The following is an 18,310-nucleotide window of genomic DNA, read 5'->3' as shown; positions in this document are numbered from 1 at the left end:
ATGCAGCAATGAAAAGTGTTCTTAATATGAAACGGATGTGCGACTAAAAATACGATTTTGAAGTCCGTTTTATACATGCTTGATTATTTCTTCAATAAAATCTAAAGCTGTCTGACTGCGATATTTAGGGGACTTTGACCAAACACCAAGGTGATAGTGCCAAATCGGTTCTTTAATGCGTACTTCTGTAATATCAGACTGGTTATACTGATTAAGTTGACGGTTGGAAATACACATTAATGCATCGCTGTGTTTAACCATAGTTAAGGCCATTTGTAGAAAATCAGTTTGTAAAATGAAGTTAACAGGTCTTATTCGCTCTAGGTCTAACTGCTGATTAAGATGATCCAACATGACTTTAGAATTTTGAAAAGCTACCCAAGGGTATTGAGTTAACATTTCGAGGTCGCATATTTGGCCTTGTGCTAGGGGATGATTCTTATTCGCCATAATACACATGCGGCTTTTCATCATAGGCGTGAAGCTGAGTTCATTATTTTTAACCAAAGATGCGCCATCTTCGCCACCAAAAGCTAACTCAATTTCATCATTAAGTAGGGCAGGAATAAGCTGATAAATAGTATTAGACTGCACCTCTATTCTTACATGTGGATATTTTAAGTAAAAGTTGGGTAAAAAATTACAAATAGGGCCTTCCCAAGCACTTCCTGCACCAATTTTTAAGATTGTTTTTTGATGATCTAACGCTTTGATTTCCTGTGTTATGGCGACTAATTCATTTTCTATTCGCTGCACGCGATCAAGTAATATTCTACCAGCAGGAGTCAATGTTACACCTCGAGCTTTACGTTCAAATAATGAGGTCTGGTAACGGGCTTCTAATAGCTTAATACTTTTGCTGATAGCAGGTTGGCTAACCCCTAACTCAATACTTGCTTGAGAAATAGAGGCCTGTAGAGCCGCTTCTTTAAAATGTAATAAGAGTTTTTCCATATTCATTCCTGTAAACGCCAGAGTTATAACAAGGCTAACTTTATTATTCCTAGACTTGCATCATAGGAGCAAAATAATTGTTCTAAACAGCAGTTCTAAATAAAGGTCAAAAAGTATTAAAAAATATTGTATAACGTAGAGATGCATGAAAGTAAGCGTACTGGCTCGCTTATGGGCTTAAACCCATAATAATAGTATATATCCCTTAGATACTTCACCTTTGTGTGCAGTGATACAGTTCCTAGGAACAGTTCACACCATGAGTTGTGGTTTTGTACATCTTGAATGAAGAGGGTATTAATGAGACTTATCCCATTAGTTCAGTGTAAGTATGATTTTCAAACAAAAAAGGCCACATCACAAAAGTAATGTGGCCACCCTTAACTCAGGGTTAAACTTGTTTTATTAATTCCTCTTTAAGGTCACTTTCAAAAATACTATTGGCTTTATTATCACAATATCTTTTAATAACTGCATTAATCGCCCAGGTGCTGAATAGAGAAGCGAATAAAATAATCATTAAATTACCAGGGATCTCCTCAATAGGCGCAACAACGCCGATTGGAGAAGCGACGGCATAAGTTGCGACCATTAATACTGTCGTAGCCACTGATGCTAGACGAAGATGTTTCCAGTTTTGAATATTAACAGGCGCTTCTTGAACTCTTCTTTTAACAATTTCAGCAGGGTGCAAATAAGTGATAACAGCGGTGACCAGTAAACCACAACCAAAGTAGATGGCAGTTTTATGCAAGAAATGTAAATCCCAACCTGTATAACCAAAGCGGAAGAATAAATATAGAGCCATGTAGGTCAACATACCAGAAATAGTCGCCGTTGAACTAGCGCGTTTAGATACCATACCAACCAAAATCATTAACAACATAGGAATAGTAAATAATGCATTGAATTCTTGCATGAACATATATAAACCCTGCGGTGCAAATTTTATAAATGGTGCACATATGGCTGCGAATAAAGCCAAGCCTGCACCAAACCATTTACCGGCAGTAATACATTTTGCCGGATCCATTTTTCCTTTATGGTATGGCTTATAAATATTAACCGCAAAGATAGTAGAGCAAGAGTTAATGGTTGAATTGAAAGTTGAAATAATTGCACCAAAAAGAACGGCACCAAAAAAACCAACCACGGCTTCAGGTAACAGGCGATTAATTAATAGCGGGTAGGCTTCATCTGGGCGAATATTTTCAGAGCCATAAAGGTGGTAAGCTGCAATACCAGGTACAATCAAAATGAAAATACTAATAATCTTAATTATGCCGGCTATTAATACCCCTTTTTGCCCTTCAGCTAAGCTTTTGGCACCAAGTGCTCGTTGAATGATAACTTGATTTGTACAAGCAAAATAAATGTTCATCAATAACATACCAGTGAAAATAGCCCCAAAAGGCACATTCACCTTAGGAGAGCTAACGGCATTAAGCATTTGTGGTTCTTTAGTGACAAGTTCAACTAATCCATCACCTGCGTCACCTGCGCCTAATGCTCGCAATGCTAATATGAGTACTAAAATGCTACCAATAAAAAAGCCAATACCGTTGACCGTATCCGAAACAACAACTGCTTTTAAGCCGCCAAAAATGGCATAGAACCCACCGATAATAGTAATAAAAATAATAGAGATGATCAGTGCACTTGAATCTGAAATACCGAATAGAGAGGAAACATCAAAAATCTTACTAAGGCCTAATGCACCAGCATAAACCACCGAAGGTAATGCCACTGCTGCCATATTAACCAAAATACACCAAGCAATCACATTACGTGCTGTAGGCCCAAATCGGTCTTCTATATAGTCGGGAATAGTGGTGATCCCTTTGCGAATGAACATAGGCAAAAACACGCAAGCCATTAATACAAAAGCAATGGCAGATGTCACCGCCCAACCCATGTTAGATAAACCAACACTAAAGCCTTGGCCATTAAGACCAATTAATTGCTCCGCAGACCAGTTAGTTAGCAAAATAGAAAAACCAATTGAAATGCCGGTCAGGCTTCGTCCTCCGAGAAAATACCCATCACTGGATTTTAAATCTTCTTTCTTTGTTGCTATATACGAAATAATGGCAACGAGTGCTGTAAAACCAATAAAACTTAATAGAGTCCATGTATTCATTTTAATGCTTCCTTTTTATTTCTGATAAGCGATAGCGGGGCCATATTCGGCCATACCAACCATGATATAAGGGTTTATATTCTGATCGCCTACGCTAGCGGCAAATTGCCAAAGTTGTTGATGCAGATCTTTTTTGATCTGATCAAGTTTTGGATCGTTGATACGGTTACACAATTCATTAGGGTCATTGTTGAGGTCATACAATTCATCGGTGTCTAATGGGTTATGTACAAGTTTCCAATGGAGGTTAAAAACACTGCGTTGAGTGCAGTAAAGCTCATTACCGTTAGTTTGAGTAAATAAGAACTCTCGATACTGAGCCTGCTCATTTTCTTTAAACAGTGACGCTAAACTATTACCAACAACGGGATGTTTGAATTGCGTGCCTGCGACCTCTAAAAAGGTAGGGGCAAAGTCTGTTAATGAAACAAGTTGCTCGCAGACTCGGCCTGGATTTTCAATGCCATTTTTCCAATAAGCAACGGCGGGTATGTGGTATGCGCCTTTAAATGCCGGTAGGCCTTTGCACCAAAGTCCATGCTCCCCATTGTAATCCCCGTGATCGCTAGTGGCTAAGATCAAGGTGTTATCGAAGTCAGGATGTTGTTTTAACTCCGTGAGTACCAGTCCTAATAGATAATCTTCATAGGTGCAAAATGCCATGTAATGGCGAATTGCATCTTTCTTTTCAAGGACACTAAGTTGATCAAAAAGACATCTTACTTTGCGATTGTAAAAGGGTTTATCAAGCATAAAATCATCATGAATTTCACTTAACTTGACCTCATAATTCGCATACATATCCAAAAATGCTTGTGGTACAAAGTAAGGGTCATGTGGGCCTAAAGTACCTATGTACATTGACCAAGGTTTTTCTGTATTTGATTCGCGAATTTGTTTGAGTTTTTCTATTGCAGAGTCAACTATTCCTCGGTCATTAAAGGGGTTTTCATCAATGCCATAATGTATGTATTCTGGGTAACCAGGACGTTTAATTTCACCTTCTTTACGAATTGATGCTGGTTCATTAGCAATCGCTTTGTACATATCCCAACCTGGAGACATTGCATCATTAGTAACGTCATTCTTTTGCTCTTTATTACAAGTGACTAATAATTCTTCATAGCCGTAATCTTCAGGGCCTGTATCAAAACAGACATGCCACTTACCAGCAAAATACAGTGAGTAATCTTGCTCTTTGAGATAATCACTGAATAACTCACTACCTGCATTTAAACCACGAGAGAGTGCATTCTGCACACAAACATTATTCCAAACTCCATGTTGAGTGGGGTATAAGCCTGTAAAAAAAGATGCACGAGAAGGGCAACAATGTGGAGATGGACAATAGGTATTATTAAAGTGAATACCACCTGCCATTAATTCACGAGTATTAGGCATGAAAATATCTTGATTATTTAACGTATCACCACGCTGCTGATCAGTCATGAAAATAAGTATATTAGGTTTTTTTAACATCTAAAGTTCCCCTTGTAGAGAGGGCAGTATGGTGAGTTTTTTCAATAAAATGTTGATGAATATCTCACTAATTTGTATCTTTATTTTGGATATTAATAACCATGAAACGGCTTAAACTAGCCATAACCTAAAACACGTTTAGAGATAAAAATAAGTAATGGCAGTAATGATAGAAGCATCTTTATTGTTGTTATAAATAGCTCTAACGTCTGGGTTCAGCTGTTAGATTTTCATTTAAATGCCTCAAATTGGTTTATTTAGTGGCTTGCTGAATTTGTATTTAGAATGGTAACGGACATAAAATCCGATGTTAGAAAAGTTCTTTGTGGAATAGCAGTCATATTGGCTATTGAGTTGACCGATTATTAGTAGTCAACTAATTGCAACACCCGGTAAAAAATTGATACATAACCATATTTATGGGGGAAGTCGATACCTATTTAAAGCAGTAGCTTATGACCTACTTATTGTTTTAGTATTTCCATTAATAAAGTGAGGGGGTAATGATTAAAGAAGTGTTTGTAACCTTCATATAAATAGCTGGGGTTATTGTCTGACTCATTCAACAGTTCATTCGACGTAATTTACCTAGATAAGATACGATTCAAATATACGATTATAACTAGACATAATGATTGATAATGCGAATACAAGCGCACTAAAGATGATAGCAAAACAGATCATTTTTTTAACTATTACTGAGCCGTAAGAAGTGAGTACTGTGCTTCTTTCATCGAACAGGTTCCGTTTGTAGGCATAGATGCAAACACCAATATTACAGAGCAATAAAATAATACTACCTGCGACTAAAATAAGGTCATTTTTAATGAAGCCTAACCTTAAAAATAACATCGAGACGCCGATGATTAAAAATAACGTTCGATACCATGATAATGAGGTTCTTTCAGGTTGTAATCCTGGGTCGTCATGACGTCTTGATATACGGCTAAATGGCATTGCTGATCATCAATATTATGGCGCAAGCAATAAGAGTCATGAAGATACTCACTAAGCGCAAAATTTTAGTATATGGCAGGTCTGTATTCTGACGCATTGCTTTTTCATTTGCGACCCAACGTAAATAAGCATAAAGCGCTATCAGGGCGGCAAATAAACACAGCGCTAAAGAAAGCATTTCTCTGATTGCTGGAGAGGCTAAATTAGGGGCTAACTGATCTAAGCCAATGGCTGCGGCTAAAAAAGCCAGTGAGGTTCTGATCCACGCCAAAAAAGTACGTTCGTTGGCTAAAGAGAACCGGTAGTCAGGTGCGTTGCCTTGCTTGATCCATTTCATAAAATTACTCGAGTAATAATAAACACATTATTAAAATATATTTTATATGCCCAAGCTTTATTTGGAAGTCACTTAGGCATAAATTAAATAGTCGTTTAGAACTTTTGTTTTTTATCTTCCACTTTGACACCTTGTGTGGGCATGCCAGTATCGTAATCTCGCACTACTTTAGAAAAACCATCGCGTGGTTTGGGTCTAAAAGCCCCCATCCAATTTGCCTCAATACCTTTTCTCCAGGGTCTTACCGCCCATTGATAGCTTCTGAAAGGGTCTCGAATAGTATCCATATAGGCTAATAAAGTATCATGTATTTGGTCACGAATCACTTCATGTTTTGGCGACGTAATAAGATTATTTAACTCATCTGGATCGTTTTTTCTATCGTATAGTTCATCGCTTGTGAGTAAGTTAAGCACCAATTTATAATCGTTATTAACCCAACAACGCACAGGGATAAAACCACCAAAACTATCGTGTTCAATTTCATAACGATTAAACTCTACCATCACACCGCGTGTGATATTGAGTTGATCATTAATCGATAATAAGTTTTCACCAGGTAAAATTTCAGGTGGAGTGATGCCTGCTAGCATCATTAACGTTGGCAAAATATCGATGTGACTGACAGGCGTATTAATGACTTTTTCACTCGCATCAAGTGCTCTATCAGAAGAGGGCGGACGAATAATTAAAGGGATGTTAGTGATGTCGTCATACATAGCAGCACCTTTACTCACTAACTTATGTGCTCCCATCATTTCTCCGTGATCAGAGGTATAGACAATCCATGTATTGTCTAGCTCAGATTGATCAAGATGTTTAATAACTCGCCCAATTTCATCATCAACATAGTCATTGCAAGCAAAATAAAGTGGATGACGATATTGCCCATCTTCCCCTACAGGCGAAGGCATCGCATCACTCCACAGCTTATGATGTATAGGTTTTTTTTCTAAAGTATCAAAGGCTTTTTTACCTAAGTCATAGGCAAAGTTTTCATATTTATCAACATATTCTGGTGGGCAAGTGAAAGGGTGGTGTGGCTCATCGTATGAAAGTACCATCAAAAAGGGTTGGTCTTTTTCCTGTTCACGACGATTAATATAATCAACAGCACGATTGCTTATACGGTTAGCCCAAGTAAATTCAGCGGTGATATTATTAGCCCTTAATTCCGCTGCTGAATTAAGACCATTGCGCCACAGATCTATTTCTTTATCACTTAATTCAGCCAAGTAATTAGCACCTTCATACCAAAACTCTTCATCCCATTCTGGCGGGCAAACACCCGTTCCAAAGTAATCGTGGCCATCTAAATGCCATTTCCCGATATAACAGGTTTTATAATTTGCATGTTTAAAATGATGGCCCATGTTTCTAATATTTAACCCCGGTGCAAGATTATTTGTCCAAGGGCCGGATTGATTGGAATATATACCAGTAAATAATCCGCCTCGAGCAGGCGTACAAACCGGTGAGCACGTATAAGCTGAGTTAAACTGAATACCTTCACTTGCAAGCTGGTCTATATTATTTGTATTCAGCGCTTTACCACTGTAACAACCGACCATGTTAGTGGCTTGTGTATCAGTCATGATTAAAATTATATTTGGTTTTTTCATGGGAAATCCTACTTCTATATTGATAAAAGGGAGCCTGATAATATGGCCCCCTTTATTGTTCTATCTATGATGCTGCATTGATGCTTTTAGTCTTAATGGGATCCGCTGTGGATTTATTGGCTAATACTTTTTTGATGCTGTTATAAACAAAATAGAGCAGCAACATACTACCTGAAATAGTGAGGGCTACTTTCAACCATGAACCTGTTTCAGAAGTTAAACCTAGTGGAGAGAAAACCGTGTAAAGTGTAATGAAAGCAAAAATCAATATCCAACTAGCAAGTTTTGCATGCTTCCATTCATTTACTTCAACTTCATTGGTTGCAACCTGAATATAAGGTTTATCCATTGGTTTCCAGTAGCGGATCGCAGTCATAACCGCTAACATTAATACTAAGTTCATGCCTACTAAATTTAACCAGTGAACTTGGAATAAACCAAAGTCACCATTAAGGATAAATTTACTGACAAAGAAGAAGACCATACCGGTTACCAAACCTACATAACCGGCAAGAGCAGGTGCTCTTTTAGAAATGACTCCCATTAATAATACGGCAAAGATAGGCACATTGATGACCGCCATAATGGTTCGCATTAGAGTATATAAACTTTCCGCTGTAGAGATAAATGGCGCAATACCAATACAAATTACAATCGTTGCAATACCGAATAATTTACCGATACGTACCGTTTCAATTTCTGTTGCGGCTGGTTTAATAAGTTGTTTGTAAATATCAAGGCTGATCAGGGTTGATAAACTATTAACGCCACTATTGAATGAGCTTAATACTGCACCAAATAAAACCGCGCCAAAGAATCCAGTTAACCAAGTAGGTAATACTGCTCTTACTAATACCGGGTAAGACATATCAGAGTTAACTACCATTCCACCGACTTCTTTCATTGGAATGGAGATCATACCGCGTTGATACATATGCCAAGCAATGATGCCCGGTAATACCAACATGACAACACCTAGTATTTTTAAAGCTGCCGCAGCGAGTACACCTTTCTGACCTTCCGCTAATGTTTTTGCTGCTAGCGCACGTTGTACGATGGCTTGGTTTGTACACCAATAAAAAAGGTTAATAATGAGCACACCTGAAATAAGTCCGTGCCATGGAATGTTTGCATCTTCGGTTAAACCTAACGCCTGCATACGCTCTGGCGCTTCTACTAGTAAGATATTAAAACCATTTGAAAAGTCGCCTGAGCCTAATTGGTACAAAGCAATAATAGGCACGAATAAAGCAGCAATTAATAATCCGATGCCATTAATAGTGTCGGAAATGGCCACGGCTTTTAACCCACCAAATACCGCATAAATACCACCTACAACACCAATCGCGATTACCATCACCCAGGTTGTTGCGTAATCAGAGATACCTAATACACCACTAATATCAAATAATTTACCTAAGGTGATAGCACCTGCGTACAAAACAAAAGGTAAAAATCCAATAACGATCGCATAGATAAAAATGGCAGATGCAACGGTACGCATTTTCTTTCCATAACGGATTTCAAGAAACTGTGGGATCGTAGAAATGCCTGATTTTAAAAAGCGCGGTAAAAAGATAAACGCCAACACAATTAAGGTCAGTGCAGAGGTGGCTTCCCAGGCCATTACATTCGCGCCATTACGAAATGCATTAGCGTTAAGGCCTGCTAATTGTTCTGCAGAGATATTGGTTAAAAAAAGTGACCCTGCAATCACATACCAAGGTAAGCTCCTTCCCGCGAGAAAATAACCTTTTAAGCTGGATAAGTTTTCACCCTTTGTTTTGTAATAGGAGATGATCGCAACCAACCCAGTAAAAAATATAAACGATAAAATAGTTAGCATAATAATTCTCCATAATTTGGTGCTACTGCGGGCTGAAATTCGTCATGTAAAATAAAATATACGATTTGCATAGTTTGCTCCTTAGCTCACATTAATAACTTGTTTTGTTATCACATTTTTTATTCTGTCTTTAAGATAACGGCTATATTCCACAGGTATTACAAATTAATGAATGGATTAAATAATAAGGTGCATGTAAAAAACGAACTTATTCACGATACGCCGATTATTATTGGTGATAATGTGACATCGAGTGGTATTTCGCTACTGGCATTATGGAATACCTATGCGGATAAGGGATACATGGTGCGTTGGCCTGAAGATAAAAGGTTGCCTTTGATTGCAAGTTCAACCATTGCCGTATTTACTAAACAAGGCTATGGCGAGCTTGAGCTGCATAACGGCGAAATATTAGAACTTAAAGGCGCATCTATTGTTTTTTTAGACCCAATGACCATTAAGCATTATTTTTGCAAAGGATTGATATGGGATCTTTTTTGGATAGAGTTCATTCCAAATGGTGTGATGGAGATCTCCTATGGAGAAATTATTCAACTCGATACATTAAAAAAATTAGAAAATGAGTTTAATGAAATAAGCATTAATTTATTGAGTAAACGGCAAAAGTTAAAAGAACTTGCCGTTGCTTCCTTAACTAAAATTATATATGAATGGTTATGTTTAATTGAAACTAAGCCAATTGAAGATCATCAATTTTTATTAGTCCAAAAAGTGATTTCTCATATTCATTTAAAAATAGCAGACCATTGGACAGTCAAAGAAATGGCCGAATTTTCAGGGTGTAGTGAACAGCATTTACGACGCTTATTCCTAAAATTTACCAAGCAATCACCAAAAGAATATTTTTTAAATACTAAGTTGGAAACCGCTTTTTTCTTAATGGACAAGAAAAACTATAACGTTAATCAGGTTTCTATTGAGCTTAACTTTTATGATCAATTTCACTTTAGTAAAAGCTTCAAGAAAAAATTTGGTATATCACCTTCAGAAGTAATACAAGGAAGTGAAAGGTTGCAGGTTAATAGAACGGACTATCTACCGATCAATAACAACTAGTTGTACCGATTTAGCTATGTCGATAATGCTTCTGAACAAGATAAAAAATGACGGCATTCAATATTAATTTTAAAATGCCGTCATTTAATCACTGTAGCTAGATTATCTACCCGATAGGATTAATGGACACTAAATCCTACTTGGTTTCGGCCATTATTTTTTGCCAAATACAAGCCTAAATCAGCCATTTTAACCCAAGCCTTGAAGTCTTCAATACTATCCGTTATTTGTGCAATACCTAAACTCACGGTGACTTTGACTTCTTTTCCATCACATTCAAAGCGCAGTGCTTCAATAGCCGCACGTATGCGTTCAGCGACAACTTTTGCACCCGCTAGGTCAGTATCAACCAATAAAAGTGAAAACTCTTCACCGCCGACACGACCCACAATATCCGGTTCGCGTTGATTTTGGCGCAGACTTTCTGCCACACCTTTGATTACTTGATCGCCAAAAGGATGCCCGTAGGTATCATTAATTTTTTTGAAATGATCGATATCTAAGGTCACCATGGATGTTTTGTGGTGTGCACGCTGATGGCGTTTAAACTCAACTTGACATCTCTCTTGCCAATAACTTTGATTAATCAGTTGTGTTAATCCGTCAGTATGGCTCAAATGTTCAAGCTTGTAGTTCGCCTCTTGTAGCGCTTGTCGATTTAATGCTACGTCGGTTACATCGTAAATAATCATGCATATTTGTGTAACTGTACCCACTATGTCGGTTAAGGGTAAAAAGGTCACATTTTGATACATAAATTCAGCATTACTGGTGATCGGTCGGTAACTTTTAAATTTAAATAAATAAGGACGTTGTTCCCAGGTAGTAAACGCTTTATTTTTTAATAAACAAACGCTGTTCACTTTTTGTTGTAACCAGTCTTCAGGAATACTGGTAAACACATCGGTGATTTTTTTATCAACCATGTGTGCAGTTAATAAACCAGAATGATTTTCCATAAAACCATTCCATACTTTGACATTGAAGTCTTTATCGATGATCGCCAGCCCTACATCTATGTTATGCACCATATCAATAAGCCAATGGATATCTTTTAATGCTATATTTGTACTCATTGGTCTAAGAGGTATCCTATTTTATGTTGAATGACTTTAATCGATTCTTCTGTGAATAAAAGTAGCAGGTCACATTTGATGTCGTGATCTTGAATACTGTAGCTGACTTCGATAGTTAATGTTTTTTGCCAATCCTTTTGGCGGCTTTTAATCAAATCTTCGACTTTTCCATGTTGCCCTAATACGCTAGGTTGACCTTGACTAAAGTGAATATCTAACTGCTCAGCTAAGCCATTCAAAAATGCACCAACCAGAATATTAGAAATATCGTTCATTACTTCCAATTCTAAATGATCACTGATCATATTTTCATATTTGAGCAGTTTCGTCATATCATCAAAATTTGAATCATGAAAAATAACAATCGCTTCACCGCTGATACCAGAGCTAATAAACCCCTGTGTTACTGCTGACACCGTATTATCTTTTGCGATATTAGTGAGCGCCATGTGCAATTCGCTACTTTCAAAGGTGTTTACATTGGGAATAGGTAATAAGATAAAAACATCTAATAGTCGGCCTAATAAGTCACCGGCTCGGCCCATTGCAATATTAGAGACTTCTTGTAACACATCTCGAATACTGACTTTTTCTAAGCTTTCAGGACTTGTAAGTGAATGATGACTACCGGGTTTATAAATGCCATATTGTTCAAGAATTGCCATTAACTTAGCATTGTTGATAGGTTTTTCTATGAAATCAATCGCGCCCAACTCTTTTACTCGACGATGTGCTTCTGGCTGAATATCTCCAGAGATAACAATCACTATCGCGGGTAGATCATCGCGCTGAATCTCTTCTAATACTTGGTAACCATCCATGATCGGCATATTCAAATCGAGAAATACAATATCTCCCTTTTTTTGACGAATAGTTTCTAGGCCAATTTTACCGTTCTCAGCAAAATTGACAGTAATATCCCAATCTCTGGGCAATGAACGAGCAATTTGTTTCCTGGCTAGTGCAGAATCATCACAGATTAAAATGGGTAAGGGCATATTATTCCTATTATATGTCTTTGGCACAAGGCTAGCGAAGTGTAAAGCAAATGTGACTAAGCTAAAAATGCCTACAATTATTCTTACTGCAACAAGGGTAGGCTAATAATGACAAAATAGAACTGATTTTAAATGCTTTTTTTAAATTTATTGCGAGTTAGATTAAAACATCATTAATTTATGTGAAGATAGGTATCGATATAGTTATTAATAGGGCTAATTTACTGGATGTAGTGATTTATTTTAATCAATCAATCAATCAAGTAGGTGCACTGTTAAACGCCTACTTAGATTGCTAATTCAATCTGTTGAGCTTGTTGTAAGGCGAGTAGCATTTCATTCGGCTGACGGAGCGCACGCACTGATTGTAAAAAAGGATCCGCTTGTGGATGCTGTAACTTCATAAACATCAACCACTGTTTAATACGGCTTGGCATGAACTTTTCTTTATCTTCAATTTCGCGTAGCCATTGAAAATATTGCTCCATTACCTGTAGATTTTGTAACCAAGAATAGGGAGATTCAGTACCTTTTAACGCATTCGCAAGGTTGGGGACTGCTAGGGAGCCACGGCCAATCATTAAATGGTCACAACCACTGATTTCAATACAACGCTGAGCATCCTCAAAACTAAAGATATCGCCATTGGCCACCACTGGAATATCGATTGATTGTTTAATCTTTTTTATCCAATGCCAATGTGCAGGTGGTTTATAACCTTCCTCTTTGGTACGGGCATGAACCGCTAATTCGCTAGCTCCAGCTTCTGCAATCGCTTGCGCATTTTCAATCGCCAAGCTTTTATCCGCATAACCCAAACGAATTTTAGCACTAACAATATGTTCACTAGGTACGGCATCACGCACTGCTTTAACTATTTGATGTAAAGCTTCAGGGTCTTTTAATAACACTGCGCCACCGCGACTTTTATTAACTGTTTTTGCAGGACAACCAAAGTTTAAATCAATTCCCTCTGAGCCTAACTTAATCGCTCGAAAAGCATTTTCAGCTAAACACGCGGGATCTTGTCCAAGCAATTGTACGCGCACAGGTGTACCAGATTCGGTACGACTCGCATTGTGTAATTCAGGGCATAAACGATAAAATACACGAGAGGGTAAGGGTAGTTCGACAACACGTACAAACTCAGTCACGCAACGGTCAATACCTCCAATCTGGGTTAAAAATTGGCGCATGTGAAAATCCATCACACCTTCCATTGGGGCAAGCGTTATATGCATTATTTATCTCAGTTTATTAGGGAGGCAGGATTATACCCGCTCTGTTTATTTAAGCAAAAGCAATTAACGACGAAGGTATGAAGGGTGAAGAGGGGTAGGTTAAAAAAGCGTTATAAAGAATGTTTATGTTTTTACAATAAAAATCTAAAAGCAATGAACCACGAAGACACGAAGGGTGGAGAAGGTTAAGTCAAAATCATTATGTAAAAGCATTTGAAACTTATATTTATTCACTTGGGTTTGCTTAGCTTTTCTTCGTGCTCTCTGTGAAGTGCAGCGGCTTCGTGGTTGCTTTATGTTTTTAAGATAAAAAGCGAAAAGCGGTTAACCACGAAGGCACGAAGGGTGAAGAAGGTTAGGTCAAAATATTTTAAGAAATAAAAAATTCTCGCTTTACTATCCATCCCTTTAAGGTTTTATATTATCTTTTTCTTCGTGTTCTCTGTGAAGCGCAGCGGCTTCGTGGTTGCTTTATGTTTTTAAGATCAAAAGCAAAAAGCAATGAACCACGAAGGTACGAAGGGTGAAGAAGGTTAAGTCAAAATCATTATGTAAAAGCATTTGAAATTTATATTTATTCACTTGGGTTTGTTTAGCTTTTCTTCGTGCTCTCTGTGAAGCGCAGCGGCTTCGTGGTTGCTTTGTTTTTTAAGATTACAAGCAAAAAGCAATGAACCACGAAGGCACGAAGGGTGAAGAAGGTTAGGTCAAAATCATTATGTAAAAGCATTTGAAACTTATATTTATTCACTTGGGTTTGTTTAGCTTTTCTTCGTGCTCTCTGTGCAGCGCAGCGGCTTCGTGGTTGCTTTATGTTTTTAAGATCAAAAGCAAAAAGCAATTAACCACGAAGGCACGAAGGGTGAAGAAGGTTAGGTCAAAATCATTATGTAAAAGGATTTGAAACTTATATTTATTCACTTGATGCTTGTTTTATTTTTATTATTTAGCTTTTCTTCGTGTTCTCTGTGGAGCGCAGCAGCTTCGTGGTTGCTTTATGTTTTTAAGATAAAAAGCGAAAAGCAATGAACCACGAAGAAGATCGGGTTAAAACTGTTATAAATAACCCCCATATTTCAAGCTTTCTTCTATGTTCACAGTATGGCTCGATGGTTAAATATTTAAATTCACCGCATTACTTTCGCATTCAATTTATATTACCAAGCCAATCAGATTATTTTTCAGGCGATAAATGAAAATAGTTACGCACTTTTGACCAACACAACTTGCACAACCGCAAGCAACTATTTACCCTTATGGCATTAGATAATGACAGGACATAAAAGATGAGCACGGAATCACTAGCACTAATCAAAAACAGTATCAAAAGCATCGACGATTATCCGTTGCCAGGTATTACTTTCAGAGACATTACCAGCTTGATTGAAAATGGTGCTGCTTTTGCTGCTACGATTGAATTATTCAAAGCACGTTACAACCATCAAAAAATCGATAAAATAGTCGGAACGGAAGCGCGTGGCTTTATTTTTGGTGCACCATTAGCCGCAGCTTTAGGGGCAGGGTTTGTACCGGTTCGTAAACCTAACAAGCTACCTCGTGAAACTATCGAAGAACACTATGAGTTAGAATATGGTAACGATACTTTGCAGATCCATAAAGATGCTATTAAAGAAGGCGAAAAAGTATTATTGATAGATGATCTATTAGCCACTGGCGGAACTGCTGAAGCATCGGTTAAATTAATTCAACGTCTAGGAGGTGAAGTGATTGAAGCTGCTTTTGTTATTTCCTTACCAGATTTACATGGTGAAGATAAATTATCAGCAATGTCGATTCCTGTTTTCTCTTTGATTGAATACGCGGGTGAATAATTAGTGAGCTATCAAGTTTTAGCACGAAAGTGGCGACCACAGACTTTTAAAGAAGTTATTGGTCAACCCCATGTATTAACCGCATTGGAAAATGGGTTAGTACAAGATCGCGTCCACCATGCCTATTTATTCAGTGGCACGCGTGGTGTTGGTAAAACAACTATCGCTCGTATTTTAGCAAAAAGCTTAAACTGTGAAGTAGGGGTTACTGCAACTCCCTGTGGAAAGTGTGCGAATTGCCAAGCGATTGATCAAGGGCGATTTGTTGATTTATTAGAAATCGATGCTGCTTCTCGTACTAAAGTGGATGATACCCGTGAATTATTAGATAACGTGCAATATAAACCGGCGCAAGGGCGTTATAAGGTTTATTTAATCGATGAAGTGCACATGTTATCTAAGCATAGTTTTAATGCATTATTAAAAACCTTAGAAGAGCCGCCTGAGTATGTGAAATTTTTACTCGCAACGACGGATCCGCAAAAATTACCGATCACGGTATTATCACGATGCCTACAGTTTCATTTAAAAGCGATTTTACCTGAGCAGATAGAACATCAATTAGCCGAAATATTAAAGCATGAAAAAGCAACCTTTGAGCAAGCCGCATTAGGTGTTATTGCAAAAGCTGCTGATGGCAGTATGCGTGATGCATTGAGTTTAACGGATCAAGCCTTGGCATTTGGTGCCGGACATATTGAATATGCCGCCGTACTTAAAATGTTAGGTACGATAGACCAATCTCATTTACATTATTTACTGCATTTCATTGCTTCGGGTAATAGCCAAAAAGTATTTGAAAAAATTCAAGAGTTTGTGCATTTAGGGGCTGATTTCTCAGCCTTACATCAAGAGTTGGCGAGTCTGTGCCATCAAATAGCATTAATTCAATTACAGCTTAATGCTAATGTCAGCAAAAAAAGTGCAGTACAACTGCTAGCTGAACGTTTAACCCCTGAAGAAGTACAACTTTTCTATCAAATCGCAGTGCAAGGTTTTAAAGATTATGCCTATGCGCCAAATGGAAAAATCGCATTAGAGATGACCGTGATGCGTTTGTTGGCGTTTAAACCCGCCAATTATGTTGATATTGATGAATCAATGTTGGAACAGGTAAATCAAAATCAGCCTGAATTACCTGCTGCCTCAAATACAAATACAACAGCAAGCGCAAAAGCTGAACCAGAACAGCATTTATCGTCTCAGCCAGCACCTACAATGGTGGCCGCACCTATTGTTGAAACTGCGCAAGAGCCAACAGTCGTTCCTACTTCAGAGCCTAGCCCTGTTGAACTTAATCTTAGTGATCCTCAAATCGGTAAATCTAGTTCTGTTGAAATTAATAATAATGAACCTAATGTTGCCGACAACAGCAAAACTACAGTTACGCCAGTGCAAGAAACACCTGTTCAAGCAATACCAGCTCAGGCTACTTCTGCAGTAACCTCAGAAATCGTTACTGAACATTCTGCTGAGCAACCTATAGAACAAGCTTCGCCTGCAGAATATCAACAATACTCGAATGCAGCCGCTGAGAAGTACTATGCAAACCCTGAACAACCTCAGCAAGCACCAAATTATCAGCCTATAACACAAGACAATAACCCTGATAATAATGCAGTGCAACATGCAGCGGCACCAGTTACTTCGAAAGTGGCTGACACAAGTCAATCACGCAATATGTTACGTAGTCATCGTTTGAAAAGAGAGGCATTAAAAAAGACTGAAGCGGCAACTGAACAACAGTCATCGAACATTCATGATCGGTCTGTCGCACCAGTAACACCAACTGTCCCTCAACAAAGTGTAGATGTGCCGAAAGCTAGAGTGCCTGACAGTGCTGCGAAAATAGAAGCAGCACCGAAATCACAGCCACAAGCCAAAGTGAGTAATGAGCAAGAATTACCACCGCTGAGTAGTTATCAAGAACAACCTCCGCAAGGTGATTATAACGAATATGATGCTGGTGGTTATTTTGACCAACAAGCAACGAATATGCCCGAAGAATATGCGCCACGAAGCAATTATTCAGGTAACCCTGCATCAGCAGAAAATCATACTGCTCATGCTGCAGAAGTTCAGAATATAGCACCTCCTGTGAATGCTAATTCTTCACAACCTGTTCAGACTAACCCTGCTCAACCTAAGCCTTTTCAACACAAGCCTGTTAAGCAAGCACCTATTCAACCAGAGCAGCCTCAGCAGAGCGTGCCTCAAGTCATTGCCAATAATGATATTTCAGCACTCAGTATTGGGCAAAATAATGCCACCGATGTTGAACTGGTCGGTAACAATAATTTACAAACACTTGAGATTGATATCGCGAATTATGTCGAAGACAAGATGACCGATGAATGGTTCTTAGCGATAAAAGCAATGCAGTTGGTAGGGTTTGAAAAGCTATTAGCTAAGAGTACGGTGATGCAAAAAAACGAACAACATATTCAGCTATCATTGCATGAATCACAGCAGCACTTACTAAATAACCAAAGTTTATGTGAAGATTTAAAAGCAAAACTGCGTAATTATTACGGCCAACAATTTAGTATTACCATTGAAGCAGGCAATGTAGCGGGCAGCAATACACCGATGGAATTAGAGCAAATCGTATATCAGCAATATTTAGATAATGCCAAACTATCGATTAAAAATGATCCAATTGTACAAACCTTTGTGCGAGATTATGCCGCAAAGGTCTATGAAAATAGTGTAGTGCCGTTATAATCGGGACACATTAACCTTAACTTATAA

The 18,310-nt window shown here is 38.1% G+C and carries 13 protein-coding genes; 3 read left to right on the top strand and 10 right to left on the bottom strand.

Annotated features, from left to right (window positions below):
- Window positions 1–69: 69 nt before the first annotated feature.
- The 7 genes from MT391_RS05445 to MT391_RS05415 form a co-directional block, all read right to left on the bottom strand.
- Window positions 70–954: a LysR family transcriptional regulator gene (locus MT391_RS05445; RefSeq protein WP_166371836.1), complete on the bottom strand. Its 885-nt coding sequence runs from the start codon at window positions 952–954 to the stop codon at window positions 70–72.
- A 391-nt stretch (window positions 955–1,345) separates the two neighbouring features.
- Entirely contained in the window at window positions 1,346–3,094 is a 1,749-nt protein-coding gene (locus MT391_RS05440) for a solute:sodium symporter family transporter (RefSeq protein ID WP_499497159.1), read from the bottom strand.
- A 15-nt stretch (window positions 3,095–3,109) separates the two neighbouring features.
- Window positions 3,110–4,573, bottom strand: a complete 1,464-nt coding sequence (locus tag MT391_RS05435) for a sulfatase-like hydrolase/transferase (RefSeq protein WP_499497158.1) — start codon at window positions 4,571–4,573, stop codon at window positions 3,110–3,112.
- A 588-nt stretch (window positions 4,574–5,161) separates the two neighbouring features.
- Window positions 5,162–5,530, bottom strand: coding sequence for a DUF202 domain-containing protein (locus MT391_RS05430; RefSeq protein ID WP_299659187.1), 369 nt, complete (start codon window positions 5,528–5,530; stop codon window positions 5,162–5,164).
- Window positions 5,520–5,867: a YidH family protein gene (locus tag MT391_RS05425; protein WP_166371832.1), complete on the bottom strand. Its 348-nt coding sequence runs from the start codon at window positions 5,865–5,867 to the stop codon at window positions 5,520–5,522. The genes MT391_RS05430 and MT391_RS05425 overlap by 11 nt, the downstream gene beginning before the upstream one ends.
- A gap of 95 nt (window positions 5,868–5,962) precedes the next feature.
- Window positions 5,963–7,489 (bottom strand): sulfatase-like hydrolase/transferase, encoded by a 1,527-nt coding sequence (locus MT391_RS05420; RefSeq protein WP_499497157.1) that lies wholly within the window; start codon window positions 7,487–7,489, stop codon window positions 5,963–5,965.
- 64 nt (window positions 7,490–7,553) lie between these two features.
- Window positions 7,554–9,335: a solute:sodium symporter family transporter gene (locus MT391_RS05415; RefSeq protein ID WP_166371830.1), complete on the bottom strand. Its 1,782-nt coding sequence runs from the start codon at window positions 9,333–9,335 to the stop codon at window positions 7,554–7,556.
- Window positions 9,336–9,503: 168 nt separating this feature from the next.
- On the opposite strand from MT391_RS05415, the gene MT391_RS05410 reads away from it, so the two are divergent.
- Entirely contained in the window at window positions 9,504–10,412 is a 909-nt protein-coding gene (locus MT391_RS05410) for an AraC family transcriptional regulator (RefSeq protein ID WP_299659197.1), read from the top strand.
- A gap of 119 nt (window positions 10,413–10,531) precedes the next feature.
- Here MT391_RS05410 and MT391_RS05405 read toward each other — a convergent pair whose 3' ends face one another.
- The 3 genes from MT391_RS05405 to MT391_RS05395 form a co-directional block, all read right to left on the bottom strand.
- Window positions 10,532–11,488, bottom strand: a complete 957-nt coding sequence (locus MT391_RS05405; protein ID WP_499497156.1) for a sensor domain-containing diguanylate cyclase — start codon at window positions 11,486–11,488, stop codon at window positions 10,532–10,534.
- Window positions 11,485–12,486: a response regulator gene (locus MT391_RS05400; RefSeq protein WP_499497155.1), complete on the bottom strand. Its 1,002-nt coding sequence runs from the start codon at window positions 12,484–12,486 to the stop codon at window positions 11,485–11,487. Before MT391_RS05400 ends, MT391_RS05405 begins: the two co-directional genes overlap by 4 nt.
- A gap of 287 nt (window positions 12,487–12,773) precedes the next feature.
- Entirely contained in the window at window positions 12,774–13,706 is a 933-nt protein-coding gene (locus tag MT391_RS05395; protein WP_499497229.1) for a tRNA-dihydrouridine synthase, read from the bottom strand.
- Between the two features lie 1,307 nt (window positions 13,707–15,013).
- On the opposite strand from MT391_RS05395, the gene apt reads away from it, so the two are divergent.
- Together apt and dnaX are read left to right on the top strand one after the other, a co-directional pair.
- Window positions 15,014–15,559 (top strand): adenine phosphoribosyltransferase, encoded by a 546-nt coding sequence (apt, locus tag MT391_RS05390; RefSeq protein ID WP_499497154.1) that lies wholly within the window; start codon window positions 15,014–15,016, stop codon window positions 15,557–15,559.
- Window positions 15,560–15,562: 3 nt separating this feature from the next.
- The gene (gene dnaX, locus MT391_RS05385) at window positions 15,563–18,283 is read left to right on the top strand and encodes a DNA polymerase III subunit gamma/tau (RefSeq protein WP_499497153.1); all 2,721 of its coding nucleotides are present in this window, start codon (window positions 15,563–15,565) and stop codon (window positions 18,281–18,283) included.
- Window positions 18,284–18,310 lie beyond the last annotated feature (27 nt).

Origin of the sequence: Vibrio sp. 1-Bac 57 (assembly GCF_037546855.1) — a bacterium.
Taxonomy (GTDB): Bacteria; Pseudomonadota; Gammaproteobacteria; order Enterobacterales; family Psychromonadaceae; genus Psychromonas.
This window is presented reverse-complemented; position numbering and strand designations above follow the sequence as displayed.

Excerpts from the sequence above, each read along its gene's own strand:
- MT391_RS05405 (WP_499497156.1), bottom strand. The coding sequence starts at position 11,488 with ATGAGTACAAATATAGCATTAAAAGATATCCATTGGCTTATTGATATG.
- MT391_RS05395 (WP_499497229.1), bottom strand. The coding sequence starts at position 13,706 with ATGGAAGGTGTGATGGATTTTCACATGCGCCAATTTTTAACCCAGATT.
- MT391_RS05415 (WP_166371830.1), bottom strand. The coding sequence starts at position 9,335 with ATGCTAACTATTTTATCGTTTATATTTTTTACTGGGTTGGTTGCGATC.
- MT391_RS05410 (WP_299659197.1), top strand. The coding sequence starts at position 9,504 with ATGAATGGATTAAATAATAAGGTGCATGTAAAAAACGAACTTATTCAC.
- apt (WP_499497154.1), top strand. The coding sequence starts at position 15,014 with ATGAGCACGGAATCACTAGCACTAATCAAAAACAGTATCAAAAGCATC.
- MT391_RS05420 (WP_499497157.1), bottom strand. The coding sequence starts at position 7,489 with ATGAAAAAACCAAATATAATTTTAATCATGACTGATACACAAGCCACT.
- MT391_RS05400 (WP_499497155.1), bottom strand. The coding sequence starts at position 12,486 with ATGCCCTTACCCATTTTAATCTGTGATGATTCTGCACTAGCCAGGAAA.
- MT391_RS05435 (WP_499497158.1), bottom strand. The coding sequence starts at position 4,573 with ATGTTAAAAAAACCTAATATACTTATTTTCATGACTGATCAGCAGCGT.
- MT391_RS05430 (WP_299659187.1), bottom strand. The coding sequence starts at position 5,530 with ATGCCATTTAGCCGTATATCAAGACGTCATGACGACCCAGGATTACAA.
- MT391_RS05425 (WP_166371832.1), bottom strand. The coding sequence starts at position 5,867 with ATGAAATGGATCAAGCAAGGCAACGCACCTGACTACCGGTTCTCTTTA.
- MT391_RS05440 (WP_499497159.1), bottom strand. The coding sequence starts at position 3,094 with ATGAATACATGGACTCTATTAAGTTTTATTGGTTTTACAGCACTCGTT.
- MT391_RS05445 (WP_166371836.1), bottom strand. The coding sequence starts at position 954 with ATGGAAAAACTCTTATTACATTTTAAAGAAGCGGCTCTACAGGCCTCT.